The sequence below is a fragment of the Pseudomonas sp. NPDC096950 genome, from assembly GCF_044762525.1.
Classification (GTDB): domain Bacteria; phylum Pseudomonadota; class Gammaproteobacteria; order Pseudomonadales; family Pseudomonadaceae; genus Aquipseudomonas.
The window spans coordinates 164,555-187,150 of record NZ_JBIWEL010000013.1 but is presented as its reverse complement, the minus strand read 5'-3'; the positions used below and the strand labels follow the sequence as shown (position 1 = coordinate 187,150).

Annotated in this window: 19 protein-coding genes; 7 read left to right on the top strand and 12 right to left on the bottom strand. The window is 58.9% G+C overall.

Features of this window, described 5'->3' with window-relative positions; all coding sequences use genetic code 11:
• Window positions 1–144 precede the first annotated feature (144 nt).
• On the bottom strand, window positions 145–1,485 hold the full coding sequence (locus tag ACIQY3_RS20555; RefSeq protein WP_403022749.1) for a diaminobutyrate--2-oxoglutarate transaminase family protein: 1,341 nt from the start codon (window positions 1,483–1,485) through the stop codon (window positions 145–147).
• A 543-nt stretch (window positions 1,486–2,028) separates the two neighbouring features.
• Between ACIQY3_RS20555 and ACIQY3_RS20550 the strand changes: the two genes are divergently transcribed.
• The 3 genes from ACIQY3_RS20550 to ACIQY3_RS20540 are packed head-to-tail and all read left to right on the top strand — an operon-like array spanning window position 2,029 to window position 7,621.
• Window positions 2,029–3,450 (top strand): efflux transporter outer membrane subunit, encoded by a 1,422-nt coding sequence (locus ACIQY3_RS20550; protein ID WP_403022746.1) that lies wholly within the window; start codon window positions 2,029–2,031, stop codon window positions 3,448–3,450.
• Complete coding sequence (locus ACIQY3_RS20545; RefSeq protein ID WP_403022743.1) at window positions 3,447–4,550, top strand: efflux RND transporter periplasmic adaptor subunit; 1,104 nt, start codon at window positions 3,447–3,449, stop codon at window positions 4,548–4,550. Before ACIQY3_RS20550 ends, ACIQY3_RS20545 begins: the two co-directional genes overlap by 4 nt.
• A complete protein-coding gene (locus ACIQY3_RS20540) occupies window positions 4,547–7,621 on the top strand; it encodes an efflux RND transporter permease subunit (protein WP_403022740.1) in 3,075 nt (1,024 codons plus the stop codon). Before ACIQY3_RS20545 ends, ACIQY3_RS20540 begins: the two co-directional genes overlap by 4 nt.
• A gap of 61 nt (window positions 7,622–7,682) precedes the next feature.
• Here the strand turns inward: ACIQY3_RS20540 and ACIQY3_RS20535 are convergent, their stop codons facing one another.
• Complete coding sequence (locus tag ACIQY3_RS20535) at window positions 7,683–8,531, bottom strand: helix-turn-helix transcriptional regulator (protein WP_403022737.1); 849 nt, start codon at window positions 8,529–8,531, stop codon at window positions 7,683–7,685.
• A gap of 136 nt (window positions 8,532–8,667) precedes the next feature.
• Window positions 8,668–9,354, bottom strand: a complete 687-nt coding sequence (locus tag ACIQY3_RS20530; RefSeq protein WP_403022734.1) for an acyl-homoserine-lactone synthase — start codon at window positions 9,352–9,354, stop codon at window positions 8,668–8,670.
• A gap of 542 nt (window positions 9,355–9,896) precedes the next feature.
• Between ACIQY3_RS20530 and ACIQY3_RS20525 the strand changes: the two genes are divergently transcribed.
• Window positions 9,897–10,496 (top strand): LysE family translocator, encoded by a 600-nt coding sequence (locus ACIQY3_RS20525; protein ID WP_403022732.1) that lies wholly within the window; start codon window positions 9,897–9,899, stop codon window positions 10,494–10,496.
• Window positions 10,497–10,614: 118 nt separating this feature from the next.
• On the opposite strand, the gene ACIQY3_RS20520 is transcribed toward ACIQY3_RS20525, so the two are convergent.
• The 4 genes from ACIQY3_RS20520 to ACIQY3_RS20505 all read right to left on the bottom strand — a co-directional run bounded on the left by ACIQY3_RS20520 (window position 10,615) and on the right by ACIQY3_RS20505 (window position 14,433).
• The gene (locus ACIQY3_RS20520; protein WP_403022729.1) at window positions 10,615–11,340 is read right to left on the bottom strand and encodes an autoinducer binding domain-containing protein; all 726 of its coding nucleotides are present in this window, start codon (window positions 11,338–11,340) and stop codon (window positions 10,615–10,617) included.
• Between the two features lie 283 nt (window positions 11,341–11,623).
• Window positions 11,624–12,058, bottom strand: coding sequence for a hypothetical protein (locus ACIQY3_RS20515; protein WP_403022725.1), 435 nt, complete (start codon window positions 12,056–12,058; stop codon window positions 11,624–11,626).
• Between the two features lie 141 nt (window positions 12,059–12,199).
• On the bottom strand, window positions 12,200–12,973 hold the full coding sequence (locus ACIQY3_RS20510) for an L-iditol 2-dehydrogenase (protein ID WP_403022721.1): 774 nt from the start codon (window positions 12,971–12,973) through the stop codon (window positions 12,200–12,202).
• Between the two features lie 149 nt (window positions 12,974–13,122).
• Window positions 13,123–14,433: an ABC transporter substrate-binding protein gene (locus tag ACIQY3_RS20505; RefSeq protein WP_403022718.1), complete on the bottom strand. Its 1,311-nt coding sequence runs from the start codon at window positions 14,431–14,433 to the stop codon at window positions 13,123–13,125.
• A gap of 244 nt (window positions 14,434–14,677) precedes the next feature.
• Between ACIQY3_RS20505 and ACIQY3_RS20500 the strand changes: the two genes are divergently transcribed.
• Window positions 14,678–15,568, top strand: a complete 891-nt coding sequence (locus ACIQY3_RS20500; RefSeq protein ID WP_403022715.1) for a helix-turn-helix domain-containing protein — start codon at window positions 14,678–14,680, stop codon at window positions 15,566–15,568.
• A gap of 4 nt (window positions 15,569–15,572) precedes the next feature.
• Here ACIQY3_RS20500 and ACIQY3_RS20495 read toward each other — a convergent pair whose 3' ends face one another.
• Together ACIQY3_RS20495 and ACIQY3_RS20490 are read right to left on the bottom strand one after the other, a co-directional pair.
• Complete coding sequence (locus ACIQY3_RS20495; RefSeq protein WP_403022712.1) at window positions 15,573–16,376, bottom strand: putative hydro-lyase; 804 nt, start codon at window positions 16,374–16,376, stop codon at window positions 15,573–15,575.
• Between the two features lie 91 nt (window positions 16,377–16,467).
• Complete coding sequence (locus ACIQY3_RS20490) at window positions 16,468–17,415, bottom strand: LysR family transcriptional regulator (protein ID WP_403022709.1); 948 nt, start codon at window positions 17,413–17,415, stop codon at window positions 16,468–16,470.
• Between the two features lie 261 nt (window positions 17,416–17,676).
• Here ACIQY3_RS20490 and ACIQY3_RS20485 point away from each other — a divergent pair, with 261 nt between their 5' ends.
• Window positions 17,677–18,918, top strand: a complete 1,242-nt coding sequence (locus ACIQY3_RS20485) for an OprD family porin (RefSeq protein WP_403022706.1) — start codon at window positions 17,677–17,679, stop codon at window positions 18,916–18,918.
• Window positions 18,919–19,072: 154 nt separating this feature from the next.
• On the opposite strand, the gene ACIQY3_RS20480 is transcribed toward ACIQY3_RS20485, so the two are convergent.
• Both ACIQY3_RS20480 and ACIQY3_RS20475 read right to left on the bottom strand, forming a co-directional pair.
• Complete coding sequence (locus ACIQY3_RS20480; RefSeq protein WP_403022704.1) at window positions 19,073–19,861, bottom strand: transporter substrate-binding domain-containing protein; 789 nt, start codon at window positions 19,859–19,861, stop codon at window positions 19,073–19,075.
• A gap of 57 nt (window positions 19,862–19,918) precedes the next feature.
• A complete protein-coding gene (locus ACIQY3_RS20475; RefSeq protein WP_403022701.1) occupies window positions 19,919–20,890 on the bottom strand; it encodes an SDR family oxidoreductase in 972 nt (323 codons plus the stop codon).
• A gap of 91 nt (window positions 20,891–20,981) precedes the next feature.
• Here ACIQY3_RS20475 and ACIQY3_RS20470 point away from each other — a divergent pair, with 91 nt between their 5' ends.
• Complete coding sequence (locus ACIQY3_RS20470; RefSeq protein ID WP_403022699.1) at window positions 20,982–21,872, top strand: LysR family transcriptional regulator; 891 nt, start codon at window positions 20,982–20,984, stop codon at window positions 21,870–21,872.
• On the opposite strand, the gene ACIQY3_RS20465 is transcribed toward ACIQY3_RS20470, so the two are convergent.
• A complete protein-coding gene (locus tag ACIQY3_RS20465) occupies window positions 21,865–22,572 on the bottom strand; it encodes a cupin domain-containing protein (RefSeq protein WP_403022696.1) in 708 nt (235 codons plus the stop codon). The two genes, ACIQY3_RS20470 and ACIQY3_RS20465, sit on opposite strands and share 8 nt — an antisense overlap.
• Window positions 22,573–22,596 lie beyond the last annotated feature (24 nt).

Sequence of the window (22,596 nt, the reverse complement as noted above, 5' to 3'; positions counted from 1 at the left end):
CCAACCCCCACAGTTGCGACCCCGACAGATCCCGGGTGGGAGCGGGCTTGCTCGCGAAAGCGGTGTGTCAGCCGACATCAATGTTGAAGCTGAAGCCGCCTTCGCGAGCAAGCCCGCTCCCACAGGTTAAGGGGCGGGTCAGGCTTAGGCTTTTTCGCCCGCATAGAGCTGGCGGGCTTCTCCGGATTTTTTCACTGCTTGTTCGAATCGATCCAGCACCATGCCCACCTCGGATTCGGTGATGGTCAGCGGCGGCAGGAACCGCAGTACCGCGCCATGTCGGCCACCGGTTTCCATGATCAGGCCGTTTTCAAAGCAGTTGAGTTTGATCGCCCGTGCGCGAGCACCGTCGCCAGGGCCGGCGCGTCCGTGGGTGCCGGGTTTGGTGATTTCGACGCCGAGCATCAACCCGCGACCGCGGATGTCGCCCATGAATGAATAACGCTGCGCGATCTGCTGCAAACCGCTTTCCAGCAGCGTGCCCATTTTCGCCGCGTGGGCTACCACGTTGCCTTCCTTGATATGCCGCATGGTGGCCGCACCGGCGACCATCGCGATCTGATTGCCACGGAAGGTGCCGGCGTGCATGCCAGGGCTCCAGGTGTCCAGGTGCTCGGCGAACACGATCACCGACAACGGATAGCCGCCGCCAATGGCTTTCGACAACACCAGAATGTCGGGGACGATACCGGCGTGTTCGATGGCGAAGGTGCTGCCGGTGCGGCCGAGGCCGGTCTGGACTTCGTCGACGATCAGCAAAATCCCCTGTTCCTGGGTGATGTCCCGCAGCGCCCGCAGCCAATTCGCCGAGGCCGGGATGCAACCGCCTTCACCTTGCACGACTTCTACAATGACCGCCGCCGGTTTGGTCACGCCACCTTCGGGGTCCGACAGCACGGTGCGGATGTAATCGATGGACAGTTGATCCGTGGCCTCGCCATCGGTGCCGAACGGGCAACGAAAACGATAGGGGAACGGCAGAAAGTGCGTGCCCTGGGCGATCAGGCCGTTATCTGCTTTCGGATGCAGGTTGCCCATCGCCGACAGCGCACCGGCAGTCATGCCGTGGTAGCCGCCATGGAACGCCATCAGCGTCGAGCGTTTGGTGTAATGCCGCGCCAGTTTGATCGCGGCTTCGACCGCATCCGAGCCGCTCGGGCCGCAAAACAGAATCTTGCTGGTGCTGCGCATCTTCGGCGGCAACATCGAAAACAATTCCTGCACGAAGGCGTGCTTGGCCGGCGTGGCCAGGTCTAGCGCCTGCTGCAGGTGATCACCACCCAGGAAATGCAACACCGCGTCCCTGACTTCGGACGGATTGTGTCCCAGGGCCAGCGTACCGGCATTCGACAGACAATCGAGGAACTCATGGCCGCTGGCATCCTTGACCCGCATGCCCTTGCCACTGACAAACAGGCGCTGGAACGTTCGCGCGTAAGTTCGTGCGTTCGACTCGACTTTGCTGAGATAGCTTAACTCTTCCATATTCGATCACTCATTGGCCGTAGGAAAGATCATCTGACCGGCGTTGAAGTCCGGGATGGGCGAAGTACACAGTTCGCTGTGTTCGCCCGCGCGATGGGTTTCGATCAGGCGTAATTAGCCACTTGGCTCAACAGCCGGTTGGCTGGCCCGATCAAGTTTGCATGTCATGAGAAACAGATAACGACGTTATCTTTTGTTATTCAAGCATTTGTTTTTAAACGAATTAACTGTTCAGGTTGGCGAACTTCCGACTCGATTGAAACCGAAGTTTTATCTAGTGCGAAAGACGTTTTTTGAACCGGATTTGATTCTGCTGGAGCCCTGCATTAATCGCCAATTTATCTGCCTGGACATGTCCCTGTTTCCCACGCCAGACACAGAAACAGGCATAGGTTTAAATCATTCACATACCGCCTCATTCATTCATGTCGAGGCCATCAACTTTGAAGCACAACTATTACGTCGTCTTCGTTGACTGATCATCTTGCATGTATCGCCTTCCTGAGCCGTGCCTGTGCCTGCGTCGGGCGCCAAGGGACTTTTATGTATGCCTTCAAACCTTCAGGCCGAATATTGTGGATGGCACTGTGCGCCATGGTTCTGAGCGGCTGCATGCTTGGACCTGACTATAAGGAGCCGGCGGTGCCGATCCCCGCGAAATGGCAAGCGCCGCTGCCCCATGGTGCCTCCGTGGTTGCCCTGAGCAACTGGTGGCAACAATTCGACGATCCGGCCTTGTCCGAACTGTTGCGACTGGCCGAAGCGGATAGCCCATCGCTGGATCAGGCCTTTGCAAAGATCGCCCTGGCCCGGGCGACCCTGGACAGTAATTCGGCGGATGCGTTGCCGAATGTTCAGGGCACGTTGTCCGGGGGGCGTGGGGGGCAGTTGACCAGCGTCGACCGCATCAGCGGATCAGGCTCTTCCGCCGAGTTCGATGCGGCGTGGGAGCTGGACCTGTTCGGCAAACTGCGCCGTAACAAAGAAGCCGCGCGGACCCGCATCGAAGCGCGGGTGGATGACTGGCATGACGCCCGCGTCTCGCTGGCGGCCCAGGTCGGCGACAGTTACGTGCAATACCGCGGTTGTCAGAAACTGGCGCTGGCTTACAGCGATCAGGCCCAGTCCCAGCAGCAGACCGCTCGTTCGACGCGCCAATCGGTGCTGGCGGGATTTACCTCGTCTGCCGATGCCGCCCTGGCCGACGCCAGTGCCGCGAGCAATGAATCGACCCTGATCAGCCAGCAGAGCGAGTGCCAGGTGTTGCTTAAAAGCCTGGTCGCGCTGACCGGTAGCGACGAAGGCAAGCTGATTGAAGTGCTCAGTCGTACCCCGGCGCAATTGCCCCAGCCTGCGCAGCTCAACGTCCAACAGATACCTGCCGACCTGCTGCGTCAGCGCCCGGACCTGGCGTCCAGCGAGCGCGAACTGGCGGCGGCCAACGCGGACATCGGCGTCGCCCAGGCCGATCGCTTCCCCAGCCTGAGCCTGTCCGGCAACTTTTCCGTGAGCAGCATCCTCGGTGATCTGAACCGTTCCTGGACATTCGGCCCGGCCTTGTCGATTCCAATATTCGATGGTGGTAAGCGCCGTTCGGTGGTGGACAGCGCCAAGGCGAACTACGACTCGGCGCTGGCGCTCTATCGCCAGACCTTGCGCACCAGCGTCATGGAAGTCGAACAATCCCTGGTGCGCCTCGACGCGGCGCGGCGCCGGGAGGTCGAGGTTGAACGTTCCACCGCCGGTTACCGTGAGTCCTACGCAGCCATCGATCGCAACTGGCAGGCCGGCAGTGTCAGCCTGCTTGACCGTGAAACCGCACGCCGACTAGCCCTTACGTCAGAGATTGAATTGATCACGTTGCAGCAGGACCAAGTGCGTTACTGGATCGCCCTGTACAAGGCGTTGGGCGGCGGCTGGCAAGCCGATCAGGCGCAAACGGCATCTCGGGGTAACGGCGCGTGAGGCCACTATTGCGACGTGCGCTGATCGCCGTGGGGGTAATCACGGTGGTGGTGGCCTTTTTCTATCTGCGCCGTGGCCCGGAACCGGTGTCGGAGGCCCCGAGCGTCAGCAGTTTGAGCGTCGAAGTCGTGCAGGCGCGACGGCAACAGTGGCCCCAGTTATTGTCGGCCAGCGGCGCGCTGGCGCCCTGGCAAGAAGCGGTGATCAGTGCCGAAACCAGCGGTTTGCGCATTGCCAGCCTCGACGCGGATGTCGGCAGTCGGGTGAAGAAAGGCCAGTTGCTCGCGACCCTGGCTCCGGAAACCGTGCTGGCTGAAGAGAGCAAGCAACAGGCACTGGTCGCCCAGGCTGTCGCCAGTTTGCAGCAAGCCAGTTCCAATGATCGCCGTGCCGGGATTGTGGGGCAGGGCGGCGCCCTGTCGGAGCAGCAACGCGAGGATTACCGCATCAAGGTCGCCACCGCCAAGGCCGATCTGGCCGGCGCCAAAGCCGAACTGCAAACTGCGCAAATCCGCCTCAAGCAGACGCGCATCGTCGCGGTTGATGACGGCATCATCTCCTCGCGCACAGCGTTGCTCGGCAAGGTGCCGACGGCGGGCGACGAGCTGTTTCGCCTGGTGCGTGATGGGCGCATCGAATGGCAGGCGGAACTGGATGCGCGTCAGCTCTCCCGGGTGGAGGCTGGCCAGGTCGCGCGCCTGACCTTGCCGGGCGGGCAAAGCCTGGAAGGTCAGGTACGGTTGGTGTCGCCGACACTCAGCACCAAAACCAGTCGGGCCGTGGTTTATGTTGCGCTGCCGAAAGACAGCCCGGCCCAGGCGGGCATGTACGCCAGTGGCCAGATCGAATTGCCGCCGCGTGAAGCCCTCACGGTGCCGGACACGTCGGTGATCCTGCGGGATGGCCGTTCTTACGTATTCACCTTGGGCGACGACTCCCACGTTGCCCAAAAGCCCGTCGAAGTCGGCAGACGCCTGATGAACTCGGTGGAAATCCTCTCTGGCCTCGATGAGCCCGCGCGCATCGTACGTGCCGGCGGCGCCTTTCTCAGCGATGGCGCGAGCGTGACCGTCGTGCAGCCGCAGGTGGCCCAGCCATGAATATCTCGGCGCTGTCGATCCGCCATCCGGTCCCGGCGGTCATGTTGTTTATCTTGCTGACGATCTTCGGCCTGGTGGGTTTCGACCGGCTCGGCATCCAGGACTTCCCGGACATGGATTTGCCAGTGGTGGTGATCAGCGCCTCCCTCGAAGGCGCCGCGCCCGAGCAACTGGAAACCGAGGTGGCGCGCAAGCTCGAAGACCAACTCACCTCCCTGCGCCTGCTCAAGCACGTGACAACCGTGATCACCGACGGTGCGGTCAACATCAGCGTCAGCTTCGCCATCGACAAGGATGGCAATGAAGCGCTCAACGAAGTGCGCAACGCCGTGGACAGTGCCATGCCGCAGTTGCCGGCCAGCCTGGATACGCCGTCAGTCTCGCGGCTGACCACCAGCGCCAGTTCGCTGCTGACCTACGTGATCGACTCCGACAGCCTCGATGAGGAGGCGTTGTCGTGGTTCGTCGACAATGAATTGAGTAAGAAGCTGCTGTCGGTGCCAGGTGTGGCGCTGATTTCCCGGGTGGGCGGCGTTGATCGGGAGATTCAGGTCAACCTCGATCCGGCCTTGATGGCGGGGCTCGGCATTCGTGTCGCGGACGTGGCCAGCCAGTTGCGCGCGATGCAAAAGGACAACTCCGGCGGCCAGGGTAACCTCGGCAGCGGGCAGCAATCACTGCGGACCCTGGGGGCGATTGACGACCCGGCCGCGCTCGGCGCCATCGACATTCCGAGCGGTGACGGGCGTCTGCTGGCGTTGCGGCAACTGGCGGATATTCGCGACACCCACGCCGAACGCAGTACCCGGGCGTTTCGCGATGGCAAACCGGTGATCGGTTTCCAGGTGGTGCGCTCGCTGGGTTTCTCCGATGTCGGTGTGGCCACTGACGTGCGCGAGGCGATGACTGAATTTGCCAAGCAACATGCCAACGTGCACATCGTCGAAGCCAGTGATGCGGTGGAGTCGGTCCTCGATAACTATCGCGGCTCGATGAGCCTGTTGTACGAAGGCATGCTGCTGGCGGTATTGGTGGTCTGGTGGTTCTTGCGCGACTGGCGCGCGACGCTGATCGTGGCCACGGCACTGCCGCTGTCGATCATTCCCACATTTGGCGTGATCTACCTGGCCGGTTTTACCCTCAACACCGTGTCTTTGCTGGCCCTGGCGCTGGTGATCGGCGTGTTGGTGGACGACGCCATCGTCGAGATCGAAAACATCGCCCGGCATTTGCGCATGGGCAAGACCCCACGCCAGGCGGCCATCGAAGCCGCGGACGAAATTGGCCTGGCGGTGCTTGCCACCACGGTGACGCTGGTCGCGGTGTTCCTGCCCACCGCGTTTATGGGCGGTATTGCCGGCAAGATCTTTCGTGAGTTCGGGGTGACGGCTTCGGCGGCGCTGCTGTTTTCGTTGCTGGTGGCGCGGCTGCTGACGCCGATGATGGCCGCCTATTTCCTCCGCGCCCGACAAGAAGCCGAACACGACAGCCGCTTGATGACGCGCTACCTCGGCTGGATTCACGGCACCCTGAACCGACGCAAAACCACCATGCTGTGCGCCGGACTGTTTTTTATCGGCTCGCTGATGCTGATCCCGCTGCTGCCCACCAGTTTCCTGCCGCCCGCCGACACGGCCCACAGCAAAGTCATTCTGGAGCTGCCGCCCGGTACGACCCTGGATCAGACCACCGCGCTCACCGAGCAGGCCAGCGAACGTCTGAGCGCCATGCCTGAAGTCAAACACGTCTTCAGCTCGATCGGTACCGCCAGCAGCTCGGGCTCGGGTCCCAAGGACATCACCGGCAACGGCGACGCGATCCTCACTGTGGACTTGGTGCCTCGCGGCGAACGCGATCTCAAGCAGGTCGAAGTGGAAGCGAAGATCCGTCAGGTGCTGCGCTCGCTGCCCGGCGTGCGGGTCAACGTCGGCGGCGATGGCAGCGGCGAGAAACTCGACATCGTGCTGGCCAGTGACGACGGCGATTTGCTGGTGCGCACCGCCAGCGCTCTGGAGCCGCAACTGCGGCAACTGAAGGGCATTGGCAACGTGACTTCGAGCTCTGCCTTGCAGCGTCCGGAAATCCAGATGCACCCGGATTTTGCCCGCGCTGCGGAGCAAGGCATCACCAGCCAGGACATCGCCGATACGTTGCGCATGGCGACCTACGGCGAGTACTCGTCGGCACTGGGCAAGATCAACCTGTCCCAGCGTCAGGTGGATGTGCGGGTGCGCATGGATCCGCTGGTGCGCAACGACCTGGAGGCGATCAACCAATTGCGCGTGACCGGTCGCGACGGTCAGGTGTCGCTGGCGTCCCTGGGTGACCTGCGCATGGGCAGCGGGCCGGCGCAAATCATGCGTTTGGATCGCTTGCGCAACATCACGCTGTCCATCGAACTCAATGGGCGCACCCTCGGCGAAGTCATGGCCGAAGTCACCCAGTTACCGGTGATGCACAACCTGCCTTCCGAAGTGAAACTGGTGGAGGCGGGCGAGTTGCAACTGATGAGTGAATTGTTCGGCAGTTTCGGCCTGGCCATGGCCATCGGCGTGTTCTGTATCTATGCGGTGCTGGTGCTGCTGTTCCACGACTTCCTGCAACCGGCGACGATTCTCTCGGCGTTGCCGCTGTCGTTGGGCGGCGCGCTGGTGGCGCTGCTGGTGTGCAACCTGAGTTTTTCCCTGCCCTCGGTGATCGGCTTGCTGATGCTGATGGGGATTGTGACCAAGAACTCTATTCTGTTGGTGGAGTACGCGATCATGGCTCGGCGTGATTTCGGCCTGGGTCGCTATGAGGCATTGATCGACGCCTGCCACAAACGTGCCCGCCCAATCCTGATGACCACCATCGCCATGGGCGCCGGGATGCTGCCGACTGCGATGGGCATCGGCGAAGACCCAAGTTTCCGGCAGCCGATGGCCGTCGTGGTGATCGGCGGTTTGCTGACCTCGACACTGCTGAGTCTGTTGGTGGTGCCGGTGATCTTTACTTATGTGGACGATGTATTGCAGTCGCTCAAGCGTCGCGTTGGCGTACTGCCGGACAGGGAGGTGGCGAATGAAGGCTGAAGCAGGGTTTCCCGACGCGAGCCTGATGTGGGCTGCGGTCGGGAAAAGTATGGAAGGGGGTTTAGACGGCGTTGCGCAGTGCGGGTGTGGCGTGTTGTGCATCCACCGAATGCATCCAGCGGATCAGCGACCGACGTCCGCCGATTCCCATTTTTATCGCCGCGCGTTTCAGATAACTCTCGACGGTGTTCACTCTCAAGTCGAATTGCTCGGCGAGTTCCGGCGCCGTATGGCCGGCCAGCAGGCCAACGCACACTTCGGTTTCACGCGATGAGAGGGTCAAGCCCGACTCCAGCAGGCGATCGGCAAAGCGCTGTCGCAGCGTTTCCATGCCGCCGTGTTCAGGTTCATCCAGCGCAATATGGGTATCTGGCCGAGGCGGTGCCGAAGGGAGCAGGGCAGCAACGTGCTCTTCAACCATGGGCAGCAGCAGGCAGGAGAAATCTTTCAGGAAGGCACATTCCTGTGGCGAAAAGCCTTGGGAAAGATGGGAGCGATAGACAGACAGGACGTAACGGCGGCCGTTTTTGCGGGAGGTCAGATGCAGCTGGGCGGCGGCCTTGGGTGGCACCGTGTCCGACTGGTCCTGGGCGAGCAGACAACAGGAAAAGTCCGGCAGCTTCTGATATTTCGCGTCTTCGAAAAAAATATCATCGGCCAGTAGGTAGGGCTTTTTTACCGTGTGGGTATCCATAATGGCATCGATACAGGTGTTGTTCAGTCCGACGCAGCCAATACTTGATGTGCTCAGTTCAGAAATATCCCTATCGTCAATCCACTGCTCCGTAATATGTGTGGCGTCTACAGGCACTTCCGTGAGGATCAGATCATGCAGCATTCGGGGGAAGTTACGGCTGCCTGTACTGGCAATGACTTTGCCAACGTGCGGGAATAATCTTTGTAAGTTCATCGGCTCTCCATGTCATGATTTTGATTGGGGTTGTTTTTGTTTAATTTCGACATGCCATCAATGTATATACAGCGTGTTTCTGATTTGTTTCAGTTTGGAATATCAAGTCCGTGTTGGCCAGATTGACGCTGTGATATTAGCAGGCCATCAATGATTTGGTTAGATCTTCATCGTATAACGGTGTACTCGTTGGGATGTTCTTCTTGAGCACCTCTTCATATATGGATGATGTGCAGGCGAGCGTGCCGTAGATAACCTTTTCACCCTTTGTTCCCTGGGCAATATTTCGTCGGTTGACTGTCCATCCGGAACGTTTGAGGATCTTTTCCATCATGGCATCTACAACAACTTCATAAGTATGCACGTTTTGTTTGAAGGCAAACTTTATCATTGACAGAAAAATTGCCGCCGTGCGAAAATCGATGTTCGATTTATTAAGTTCTCCAATGCAATTATCATTGGCCGCCAGCGCAAATCGGGTGGCTTCCCAACAATGTTTTGTGTTGGGCCTGGTTTTATCCGTTGTCAGCATAAAACTTAATGCACCAGAAATAAGGGTTGGCTTGCTGGAAGGGCGAAGTCTTACGCATCCAGTGACGCGATCGCTTTGGTGGGAATAGATATAGATGGCGTCGGTGTCGTCATATTCGTCGGATTCATAATCGCTGCCTTGATAGCTTTCAATGTCCCATTTTTTTCTATCAATGAACGCGACTTTTCGAATGGAGAGTATTTGCTCTAGGATTGTTGGCGGGATTGTCGAGTAACTGCCGATGCTGGTGTATACACCGGAAAACTCGAATTCACTATGAAATTGTTTCATGGTCGGACGTTCTTGGTTGTGCGTGGGGACTTTACTGTTAACGCTAGACTAAAGTATTACAACTGTCCTTAAGTACAGTGTCTGGTTTGCTCCAGTTGTTGTTTAATTGATAGTTTGGTTTTTCGGTGGGTGTGGCGCTTTAATATTAGTTGTCCTACCTGTACTGAATGCTGACTATTGAATTAATTATTGGCAGGCGTGTGGACTCGATCACATTCACGGCGATATGTGGTTTCTGGTTGTAATTATTCTGGGTAGGCGGGAGGTGCGGAACAATTGATACCGGCGGGCTTTTTATTAACGTAATCAAACAGCAATAAAGGTGTGGGAGCGTTGTTCCCTTGCCCGAGAACTCTGTCCGTATGAGTCATGGCCGATATCTATTGTAGTTCTGCCAGTTGGCTGAGTGCGGTCGCAATCCCGATTCTGCTTTCGGTGTGATGCCATATAACGCTAATCAGTCCTGGCACGTATTGCATAAGGATGGACTGATTCGCCTCCTGAAAATATAAGCCGCCTCGGCTTCTGGTATGGATGACCTTATGTACTACATTGCGATTTCCCTGCTGACCGTGCTGTTGGTTCCGGGCCCCACCAATTCCCTGCTGCTGCAATCGGGCATCAGTCGGGGCTTGAACGCCCATTCGTTGCGGCTGATCGCTGCAGAATGGCTGGCCTATATGATCCAGATTACGGTCTGGGGTGTGTTCATTGACCGCCTGGCTGTTGATTATTCATGGGTAGTGACCGGGACCAAGATCTTTGCCGTGTGCTTCCTGTTTTATATATCGTTGAAGTTGTGGTTCTCGACCCGAGGCAGCGCCTCTTCCGCAGTCGCGGCAATTACCGTTCCGGAATTGTTCCTGGCGACGCTCACCAATCCAAAGGGATTGTTTTTCGTTTCGTTCGTTGCACCCACCGGCACATTTTTGGCGCTCAGCAGTTATGTGCCCTTTATGTCGCTGTTTTCGGTGATTATCTTTCCGGTCGGACTTGTCTGGGTAGCAACGGGTGCCTATTGCGGGCGCAAACTGCATTCGTCTATAACCGGGCGGATGGTCAATAGAACGATATCGGTGGTGATTGGGCTGTTTGCTTCGGTGATGCTGTTTAATGTTGCGTCCAAAGTCGTATTCACGTGATTTGGACAAACGTGATGGCTGTCCCATTTCTGCACTATCGATGTGCAGGCGTGGGGCGGTGCGGAACTTGAGATGAAGTGGGTTGTCGTGCAGAGTTAACCAGTCGGTACAGTCAGTGCTAAATCAGGTTCAGGTATAACGCTTTGATCATGGCTTGCTTGACGTTTATACAGTCCAGTTTTTCGGTCATTTGCTTGGCGTGGAATTTAACCGTGCGCTCGGTAATGCTCATGATCAGGCCTATTTCCTTATAGTTCTTCCCAAGTGCGAGCCAGTGCAGGAATTCATGCTCCCTGGGCGTCAATTTCAGGGTGCTTTCGGTGCTGGTTTCGATGGGGCGATACTGATGGGCAATAATGCTGATGGTTTTGATGATGAACATGTTTTCGCGGACAATGCGCACAAAGTCCGGGTCGTTGTCTTCCGAGGTTAAATGAATAGAGCCAAAGGCCCGGCCTGGCTCATGCAGCGGAATACTGAACCCTTGCTGGATGCCATATTCCTGCGACTGTTCAAATATATCGGTATTTGATTCGCTCGGGATTTCATCCCAAAAAAATGGATTCGAGGTGATGGCCGAGTTCGCCATGACGGGATCTGACTTGTAGAGGGCGTTTTTGCGATAGGTTTCAACCCATTCGGCGGGGTAATTGCTGTGAATGGCAATGTCGGAGCTTTCGAAAGGGCTGGAATCCATATGTACATAGGCGAATTTGCTCACCTCTAACTTGCCGAATATCCATTCCAGTATTTCAACGTACTCTTTTTTATTTAATCCCGGGATGTTGTTCTCAAGCTCCTGGATTAAATCGAAAATGCTTTGGCTTGAGGAAAGCTTGGGCATGATAGGAGGGCTCGGTCATGGGGCGATTTTTATAAAGCAAGAGCCCTTATTAGGACCAATTGCTCTAATATTTGTTGGATGTTAGTTGAAATATGACGAAGTTATAGCATCGGCAGTCAGTGATGACAAGAATGTTTTTTACTGTGAAGAATTGAAAAATTAGCTTGGCTTTTACATGGCTTTTCAGAGAGTCTGAGGAGTTGTGTGCTCAATCAAAGCAGGACAAAGAGTTGGCGCACCTGCACTATGCGGGTGCGCTTTTTCGCGGATTATTCAACGATAATCAGGCAGCCAGTTGTTGCTGCAATTGCAGGTTCCCGTCAACATCCTTGACCAAACCACTGGCCAGGAATAACGGCTGCAAACGCTTGTGCAATGCAGGTTCGACAAACTCCTTCACGGTCGCCAGTACCAGGTTTCCGTACACCTCCAGCTCCGCTTTGGTATACGACAGCCAGGCCTTCTTCAGCACCATCAGCACATCGCTACCGGCAGTGGACGCGAAGCGGCGGTGCACCACCTGGCCTTCCAGATCGAAGGTGTGCTGGTACTCATAACCGGTCTCGTCGCCCTGGCTTTCGACACACCGAATGCAGGTGCACTTGCCGTCGCCGAAGGCCACGCGCAGGTAGTTGTTGAAGTCCACGACGGGCTTGAGCCCCAGGCGTTTATCATCGACTGCGAACAAATCCCCGGTCATTTTTTCTTCAGTACTCAACGTCAATTCCCTCACAGTCATGCGGCGTAATTTCACAGCGCAGCACAATACCAGCCGAACTGGCCCCTCGGGTACTTTCCAGTCCGGCGGAAACGCAAACGCCACTCAATGAGTGGCGTTTTTTTGTCCCGGTTTCAGGGGTCAGCTCAACCAATTACCGCCATCGACGTTGTACGTCTGCGCCACGATGTAGTCACTTTCGGTCGATGCCAGGAAGATTGCCATGCCTACCAAGTCTTGCGCCGTCGCCATGCGTCCGAACGGCACTTCTTCGCCCACCAGTTTTTTCTTTTCCCCGAGCGGCCGGTTTTCGTACTTGGCGAATAACGCATCAACCCCGTCCCAGTGCTCGCCGTCCACTACACCTGGGGCGATGGCGTTCACATTGATTCCGTGTTTGATGAGATTCAGGCCCGCCGATTGCGTGAGGCTGATCACCGCCGCTTTGGTCGCGCAATACACCGCCACCAAGGCTTCACCCCGGCGCCCGGCCTGACTGGCCATGTTGATGATCTTGCCGCCATGGCCCTGGCTGATCATTTGCCGGGCGGCGGCCTGCAACGTGAACAGCGTACCGGCGACGTTAATCGAGAACAGGCGCTCATAGCTTTCGCGAGAGATCTCCGTGATGGGGGCGAGGTCAAACAGCGCGGCGTTGTTGATCAGGATATCGAGCTTGCCGGCTTTCGCGACGACGGCTGTGATTGCGTTGTCGATGGAGGTCTGGTCGGTCACGTCCATCTCCACCGCATAGGCTTGCGGACCCAGCTCGGCCGCCGTGGCTTGCGCCCGTTCCAGGTTGATGTCGGCAATCGCGACGGTCGCGCCTTCGTTGATATAGGCGTGGGCGAAAACCCGGCCGATGCCTCGGGCGGAACCGGTGATCAGGGTGCTTTTTCCTTCCAGGCGTTTCATGTTCTTCTCCGGTTGTTGGAGTTATAGGCAGGTGTACAAATCCAGTGTGGGAGCGAGCCCGCTCGCGAAAGCGGTGTGTCATCCACATCAATGCTGACTGACAGGGACTCTTCGCGAGCAGGCTCGCTCCCACAGGGGGTAGGCCGTGGTTATTTGGGATAGCCCGCGCGTTTCATCTCGCGTTCGGTGGACTGCTGCGAGCTGGCCAGGGCCTGTTCGACTGACATCTGCCCGGTGACGGCGGCGGACAGTTGTTTGCCCACCGAGGTGCCGATGGCCTGGAACTCGGGAATGGTCACGTACTGGATGCCGACGTAGGGCACAGGCTGCATGGACGGGTGCGCCGGGTCGGCGTTTTGCATCATTTGCAGCGTGACCTTGGCGAACGGCGCGGCCTGCAAGTAGGCGTCGCTGTAGGTGGACATCCGCGTACCCGGCGGCACGTTGGTGATGCCGTCCTTCTGCGCGACGAGCTGAATGTATTCCTTGGACGTGGCCCAGGTGACAAAGGCTTTGGCGGCGTCTTTGTGTTGGGAACTGGTGGGAATCGCCAGCGACCAGGCATAGAGCCAGGAGGAGCCCTTGTCCGTAACCTGCGTCGGCGCCGCCACGAAGCCAACCTTGTCGGCGACATTGCTCTGGGTTTTGTCCGTGATAAAGGAACCGGCGACGCTGGCATCGACCCAGATCGCGCACTTGCCGCTGTTGAACAGCGCCAAGGTTTCGTTGAAGCCGTTGCTCGACACGCCGGGCGGGCCGTAGCGCTTCAGGGTATCGACGTAGAAATTGGCGGCGGCGGTCCATTCCGGTCCGGTCAGTTGTGGCTGCCATTTCTCGTCGAACCAGCGCGCGCCAAACGCGTTGGCCATGGTCGACAGCAACGCGATGTTTTCACCCCAACCTGCCTTGCCCCGCAGGCACATGCCGTATTGCTCTTTATCCGGGTGGTGCAGCTTGCCGGCGAACTCGCCGAGCTGGGTCCAGGTCGGGTGCTCGGGCATGCTCAGCCCGGCGTCCTTGAACAGGTCGGTGCGGTAATAAGTGACGGTGCTTTCGCCATAGAACGGCAGGGCGTAGAGCGTGTCGTTGATGGAAAGTCCCTGGCGAACCGAGGGGAAGATGTCCTCGACGTCATAGTCGGCGGGCAAGTCCTTCATCGGCTCCAGCCAGTGTTTGGCCGCCCACAACGGTGTTTCGTAGGTGCCGATGGTCAACACGTCGAACTGACCGCCCTGAGTCGCAATGTCAGTGGTCAGGCGTTGGCGCAGGACGTTCTCTTCCAGCACCACCCAATTGAGCTTGATCTCCGGGTGCGCGGCCTCGAAGGTTTTCGAGAGCTTTTGCATGCGGATCATGTCGCTGTTGTTCACCGTGGCGATGGTCACGGTGTCGGCGGCGTGGCCGAGCAGGGCGAAGGAAATACCGGCGGACAGAAAAAGTGCGTTGGGCAATAGCTTCATCGTGTTCTCCGCTCTGCGGCTTGGGCAGCAGAAACTTTTATTGTTGTAATCCGGGATGGCGAATCGATTACAACAGTTGCCCAAGGGCCTCACAAATGAATGGCATACGCTGCACTGATACTTTTTTAACCGCTCGTGCTTGTGGCAAAAAAGTATCAGTCGTCGCCTGACATTGCGCTAGGCAACCCCTACGCCTTAGTGTGAATCTTGCTTGATCTACAAAAATAATAAGGACTCGACAGTGATGAGCCATTACGCCACCGCGGAAAAACAGCCCGCGCTCGAAGTCATCCTCAACGAGCCGCAACACAGTTTTCGTTGGTACCAGCACGACTATCCCTTCGACCTGGCGCGCTGGAATCATCATCCCGAATTCGAAATCCACCTGATCCGAGAGGGCAGCGGTCGGCTATTGGCGGGGGACTACATCGGCCTGTTCGAGGCCGGCCATGTGGCGCTGATCGGCCCCGGCCTGCCGCACGACTGGATCAGCGACCTGGGCAAAGGCGAGGTGATCGCTGGCCGTGACGTGGTGTTGCAGTTCGACGGCCAAGCGCTGATGCAACTGCGCAACCTGGTGCCTGAACTCAATGAGTTGCAAAGCCTGTTTCGACAAGCCGCCCAAGGCATCGAGTTCAGCGGTGCGACCCGCAAGAAAGCCGCCGAGTTGCTGGAACAGATCGGCCAGAGCCAGGGTTTCGCGCGGTTATGCCTGTTTCTGTCGCTGCTGCAACTGCTGGCCTCTGCGCCGGAAAGTCAAAGAAAAACTCTTGCCAGCCTGCAATACGCGCCGATGCTCGACGCCTTGACGGCCCAGCGCATGAGCATCGTTTTCGACTACATCCTCAACGACCTCGCCGAGGAATTGCGCCTGTCCGTGATCGCCCAGCGCCTGGAAATGAGCGAGCCGGCGTTCTCCAAGTTCTTCAAGCGCGCCACCGGCCACACCTTCGTCGACCTGACCCGCAAGCTGCGGGTGCAGCGGGCCTGCCGTTTATTGGCGCAGAGCAACCTGAGCGTGGCGAATATCTGCTTCGAAGTCGGCTATGCCAACCTGTCGAATTTCAACCGACACTTCCGCCACGAAATGCACGAGACGCCGAGCGAGTATCGACAACGCTTGCAGGCAAGTTGAAGCATCACACCGCGCTGTTCCACAAATCCGTCACCAGCATGCAACCCGGCGCATGGGTGATGCACAGCGGTGGACGCGAGGCTTGCACCACCGATTGCGGTGTCACGCCGCAGGCCCAGAACACCGGGATCTCATCCGCTGCGATCGGCACGGCATCACCGTAATCCGGCGCGTCCAGCGAGCGGATGCCGATCAAGGACGGATCGCCAATATGCACCGGCGCACCGTGGACGTTGGGCATGCGCGCGGTGATCTGGATCGCCTGGATCGCGGCGGCGGCTTTCATCGGGCGCATGCTCACCACCAGTTTGCCGCCCAGGCGCGCGGTGGCGCGGGTGTCGATGTTGGTCTGGTACATGGCGACATTGCGCCCGAGGTCGATGTGCTTCAGGGCGATGCCAGCATCTAGCAGCGGTTGCTCGAAGGAGAAGGAGCAGCCGATAGCGAAAGCCACTAGGTCGTCCTGCCACAGGGCCTCGATGTCCAGCGGCTCGTCGCTTAACTCGCCATGGCGATACACCCGGTAGCGCGGCACGTCGTGGCGAATGTCGATGGCGGTCCCGAGATTGCGGAAAAACGGATCCCCCGGCTCGGTGACGTCCAGCAGCGGGCAAGCCTGGCGATTCAGGGTGCAGTAGCGCAGGAATTCATTGGCCCAATCGCTGGGCAGAATCACGATATTGGCCTGCACCCGGCCCTGGCCGAGGCCACTGGTGTGGCCCTGATAGTGTCCGGCGGCGATGCTTTGGCGCAGGGCCAGTGGGGCGCGCTGTTGTAATTGTTCGAAGGACAGGGGGGGTTGATTCATCACGGTAACTCCACAGGTTCGTGGGTACTTTTTAGAAAACCGTGGCGATGCCGTCCAACAAGGAATGTTGTTGCCCACAGACAACTAAAAGTTATTCGAGGGGCCGCCGATTGTTAAGGCCCGGTGCCGCCACCATGCGTTGCGGGCCAACATCAATCGCGTATTGGCCGACCACCTGGCGGCTCATATCGACGATGTTCTCGATCAGCTCCAGGCCGACCCCGGCGCGCCACGAAGCCACGACATCCAGTTGCGGCAGGCCGGTGCCGGGCTCCAGTTGAATCAACTCGCCGCTGGCCAGGGGCTTGGCCACCAGCGCCGCTGGCAAGGCGCCAATCCCGAAGCCGTCGCGAATCAGCCGGGTCATGGCCGACACCGAATTAACGCAACTGACCCGCGGCGCGCTGATGCCATGGGCGTGCAGCAGGTTGAGCACGTCCTGATGCGGTCGCGAATGTTTGACGAAGGTGATGATGCGCTCGCTGGCCATTTCGATCAGCGACGCGTAGGGCCGGGCATAAATCGAGTTGCTGGCGGCGATCCAGTGCATGGGGTAATGCGCCAGTTCAAGGTTGCGCACGCTTTCGTGGCGGATCAGGTCGGTCTGGAACACGATGTCCAGATAGCCCTTTTGCAGTTGCTCGCAGAGGTTGCGCGCCGCGTCGGCGGTGATTTCGATTTCCACGGCGGGAAAGGTCTGCATCAGGGTCGACATCAACGGGCTGAGCCAGGTGTGGATCACCGTGTCCATCACGCCGATGCGCACCAGGCCCTGTTGCGGGCTGGTGTTGTCCAGCGAATGCTTCAACGCGCGCTGAACCTCAAGCATCTGCTCGGCATAGTCGAGCACCTTCAAGCCTTCGGGCGTCAGCGACACCCCGCGCGAGTCCCGCACGAACAGGCGCAGACCCAACTCGTCTTCCAGCGCAGCGATGCGGCTGGAGATCGCGGCCTGGGTGCTGAACATTTTCTCGGCGGTCAGGCTGAAGCTTTGCAGGCGGGCGACCCAGACGAAGGTTTCGAGGAATTTTAGGTTCATGGCGGCGCTCTTGGTGTTTGTGGTTCTTATGAAGAGACTGGTTGCAATTGTTACTCCAGAGTCGGCCATTGGGCGCATCAAATTTTCTTATGCCTGACCTCGCTTTTTTCCCGTTTGACGCCGCCGCGCCCTGACGCGAAGAATCCGCACCCGACGCCGCTCATTGCGTCAGCTCCCCCATGACCATTTTATAAAAACAATATCGGACGCGACCGCCACGCCCCCGAGAGGGTCCGCTCGTGTCTGCAAAAGGAGCACGGCATGCGCCATTTCAATTCCACCCAGCGGCTGTACACCCCGGTCGGCACCTTGCTCGGCTTGAGCCTGATCGGTGTGCCCAGCGCCCAGGCGGATTTTATCGCTGACAGCAAAGGCAGCCTCGAAGCCCGCAACTTCTACTTCAACCGCGATTTCCGCCAGGACGGTTCCCGGGACAAAGCCGAGGAGTGGGCCCAGGGTTTTCTGTTGCGGATGGAGTCCGGCTACACCGCCGGCACCTTGGGTTTTGGCCTGGACGCCTTGGGCATGGCCGGTTTCAAACTGGATTCCGGTGGCGGCACGGCAGGCACCAATCTGTTGCCGCCGGATCTGTCCGGTGGCTCCCAGGATCAATATGGCGAACTGGGCCTGACCGCCAAAGTACGCTTGTCCAACAGCACGCTGAAACTGGGAACGTTGCAGATCAAGGACCCGGTGGTGAGTTCCAACGACACGCGCCTGTTGCCGGGCACGTTCAAGGGCGGGTTGCTCAGCGTGCAGGAAATCGACCGGTTGAAGCTGACTGCGGGGCAATTCACGCAGATCAATTTTGTCGACTCCACCGACTATCAGGACATGACCGCCAACCGCATCGGCGGCAACAGCGACAAGTTCCAGTTCGCCGGGGCGGACTATCAGTTCCTGCCCAACCTCACGGCGCAATATCGCTACGGCAAACTGGAAAACATCTACCAGCAGAACTACCTCGGGTTTGTCCATGCGCTGGATCTGGGCTCTGGCCAGTCACTGAAAAGCGATGTGCGCTATGCCCGCAGCGCTGAAGACGGCAGCTTTCGCAAGATCGATAACCAGGCCTTTGGAGCGCTATTCACCTACAGCCTCGGCGGCCATGCCTTGGGCTTCGGCTACCAGCGCATGAGCGGCGACGATCCGTTTCCGTACATCGGTCGCAGCGATCCGTATCTGGTCAACTTTGTGCAGATCGGAGACTTCGCCAATATCGACGAACACTCCTGGCAAGCCCGCTACGACTACAACTTCGCCGCACTCGGCGTACCCGGGTTGACCTTTATGACCCGCTATATCTCCGGCGACAACGTGCAGCGCACCGCACCGGGGGAGGGCAAGGAATGGGAGCGCAACACCGACATCGCCTACGTGGTGCAGGACGGCACGTTGAAAGGGTTGGGGTTTAAATGGCGCAATGCTTCAGTGCGTTCGAATTTTGGGAACGATCTGGATGAGAATCGGCTGATCGTGAGTTATACCGTGGGGCTTTGGTAACCCTAAGTTAGCAGGTGTGACACTGACCTTGTGGCGAGGGGGCTTGCCCCCGTTGGACTGCGCAGCAGTCCCCTTCTTTTCAGGGCCGCTTCGCGCCCCAACGGGGGCAAGCCCCCTTGCCACAAAAGCCCCCCCGATCACAGGTATTGGGGCATCATTGCCCAGGCACCGCCAACCACTCGCCAACCACTTTTTGATAGTTGCCAGTGACCTTGCTCAGGTGCAGCCACTGATCGACGTACTGCTTCCAGGTCTCGTCATCCCGCGGCAGCAGATACGCCTTCTCGCCATACTGGAAATACTGACTCGGGTTCACCGCACACAATCCGGGCTTGAGTTTCTGCTGATACAGCGCCTCGGACGCATCGGTAATCATCACGTCGGCTTTCTTGTCCAGCAACGCCTGGAACAGCGTCACGTTGTCGTGAAGCATCAACTGCGCCTTGGGCAGGAACGCATGCACGAACGCCTCGTTAGTACCTCCGGCCGGTTCAATCAGCCGCACCGATGGCTGGTTGATCTGCTCGATGGTCTGGTAGCGCGACTGATCTTCGCAGCGCACCAGCGGCACCTTTCCATCGACGTCGAGGGTGCTGCTGAAGAAGGCTTTTTTCTGCCGCTCCAGCGTCACGGAAATCCCGCCCATGGCGATGTCGCATTTGCCGGCCAGCAGGTCAGGCATCAGGGTTTTCCAGGTGGTCTGTTCCCACTTCACCTTGACGCCCAGGCTGTCGGCCAGTGAGCGGGCCATCGCGATGTCGCTGCCTTCGTACTCGCCGTTTTCGTTTTTATAGGTGTAGGGCTTGTAGTCACCGGTGGTGCAGACCGTCAGTTGACCCTGCTGGATGACGCTGTCCAGGTGCGAAGGGGTTTCCTGTGCGTGCACGCCCAAGGGCAGGGCGAGGAGTCCGCAGAGGAGCAGGGCGGGTTTTTTATCGTTCATATACTCGGCGCTCACTTTCAAATCCTATGAGAGGTGCGCCGAGTATCGCTGAAAGCTTCAGCGATGGGGGAGCGAAAGACACCCCAAACCTTTCAGGGTCGCTTCGATGGCTTGTTCCAGTGGCGTGTGCGGTTCGGTCCCGAGCACCGCCAGCAAACGACGGTTGTCCATGCGCAATGGTTGCTGCCACAGGTAGCGCATCTCCAGCAGTTCACGCAGGGTCGTTACGAAGGGCGAGACCAGGCGCGCCAGCCACCACGGGAACGCCCGCACTTTTGCCTGCCCGCCATGCTGCTCGACGCAGCGGGCAATGGCAGCGGCGATCCGGGTACCGTCGGCGTCCCAATGTCCGGCCATGTGGAAAGACGCGAAGGGCGTCAATTGCTCCCGACGGTTGAGCAATTGCACCATGGCCTGAGCGACATCCGGCAAATAGGACCACTGGTGGCCCACGCCGGGATCGCCCGGCAGGTTGATGCGCTTGACCGTTTTCCCAGGCTTGATCAGCCCCATGGAAAACCAATTGTTACCGGCCTTCGGACCAAAAAAATCCCCGGCGCGCAGCACAATCGCCCGCGCGCCTTGTTCCGTTGCGGCTTGCAAGCGCTGTTCAAGTTCGACGCGTATCTGACCTTTGCGGGTCTGCGGATGCTGCGGTGCGTCCTCGGTCAACAACGGGAAGGCATCCGGCCCGTAGTTGTAGACCGTGCCCGGCAACACAATGGTCGCGCCTTCCTTCAGCGCTGCGGCGATGGTGTTGTCCATCATCGGCAGCACCCATTCACTCCAGCGGCGATAGCCGGGTGGATTGACTGCGTGGATCAATACATTGCAACCCTGTGCGGCGCGCATCACGTCCTCACGGTCCAGCGCATCGCCGCGCAGATAAACAATGCCGTCGCGGGTTTCGCTGCTTTGGGCGAGCCCCCGTTGCAGCGCCTGGACTTGCCATCCTGCATCGCGCAACTGCCGGGCCACTTCGCCGCCGATGCCACCCGTTGCACCCAAAACCAGAACCTTCTGCGTCATATCACCTTCTCCCAAGTCAGGAATCCATTCTGATGTCCCACGGGGGATGAAAGAAATTGCTGAAAATCCACGACTAGCTATACATTTATGTATGACTAAATCCATTGGTTGGGAACTCTATCGAAGCTTTCTGGCGGTGCTGATCCACGGCTCGCTGTCTGCTGCCGCGCGGGCGCTGGACATCACCCAGCCCACCGTGGGCCGGCATATTGCCGAGCTGGAAGCGTCGTTCAAACAAACCCTGTTCACCCGCTCAAGGACCGGGCTGATGCCCACCGAAGCGGCGTTGACCCTGCGCAGTTACGCCGAAGCCATGAGCAGCAACGCGGCCGCACTGGAGCGGGCGATGACCGGACACGGGCAAACCACCGGCGGCACGGTGCGGATTACCGCCAGCGAAGTGGTCGCGGTGGAGGTGTTGCCGCCGGCACTGGCGCAGTTGCGCCAGGCACATCCGCAACTGAGCATCGAGGTGGTCGCCAGCAACCGCGTGCAGGATTTGTTGCAGCGGGAAGCCGACATCGCGGTGCGCATGACCCCGCCGAAACAGGAACAGCTGATCGCACGCAGCGTCGGCAATGTCGAGATCGGGCTCTACGCCCAGGCTGAATATCTGCACCGGCAGGGCACGCCTGAGAGGGCAGCGGATCTGGCGCGGCATACGTTGATTGGCTTCGACACGGAAACGCCGTTCGTGCGTGCGGCGAGCAAACACGTACCGGGCTGGACCCGCGAAAGTCTGTCACTGCGTTCCGACAGCGATCTGGCGCAACTGGCCATGATCCGCGCAGGCGCCGGCATCGGCTTTTGCCAGTCGCCATTGGCCATTCGCGATGCCAACCTTGTGCGGGTATTGCCAGAGCACTTCAGCTTCCAGCTGGACGCCTGGATCACCATGCATGAAGACCTGCGCAACAGCCCGCGCTGCAAGGTGGTCTTCGATGCCTTGGTCCAGTGCCTGTTGGCGCATACCGCTATTTGACCGCATACACCTTGCGCACATACCGCGTGCTTTTCCACGCGCACGGCGCGCCTTGGGGCACGAACACGCTGTCGCCGGTGTTGACCGTCACGCTGGAGCCATCGGCTGCGAGCAAGGTCACGCTGCCTTCGATCAGGTGCATCAGCTCATTGAGCTTGTGCGCTCGGCCGTGGCGTTCGTAAGGCGTCGAATCCCAGACACCGACGCGCAGATCGGTTGCCGCGTCTTCGAAGGCGTTGCGCGACCGACATTGCGGCGTTGGGCCGATCAGTATTTGTGGTTCCGGCGCGGCAGAAGGCGAGAGCATTGCCAGCGGATCCAGCAAGGTCAGGCCGGGTGTCGTCACCTCGGTGACCATGGCACAAAACGCCCACTGCGTGCCCGGATGCGCCTCGATCCGCAGCGCCGTGCCGCGACCGATTACCGCGCTGGCGCCGACGCCCAATTCCAGCGTCTGCTCCAGGGTTTTCAGCACTAAGTGGCCAGCGTGGACCACCAGCACTTCAGTGTGCGGGAAATCCTCACTATCAAACACGTCGCCGGCTTCAACGATGCCGGCAGACACACCATCAACGCCGGACCACGCCACTTGGCGAGTGTCCATAAACGGATCGGCCGCACTCAGTGCCAGGGTTTTGAAAGGCGTGACAACGCGGCTGCCGTCGGCACGCGCCAACAGCAGAACGGTAGGTTGGGACATACGGGTGACGCTCCAGACAAGTAA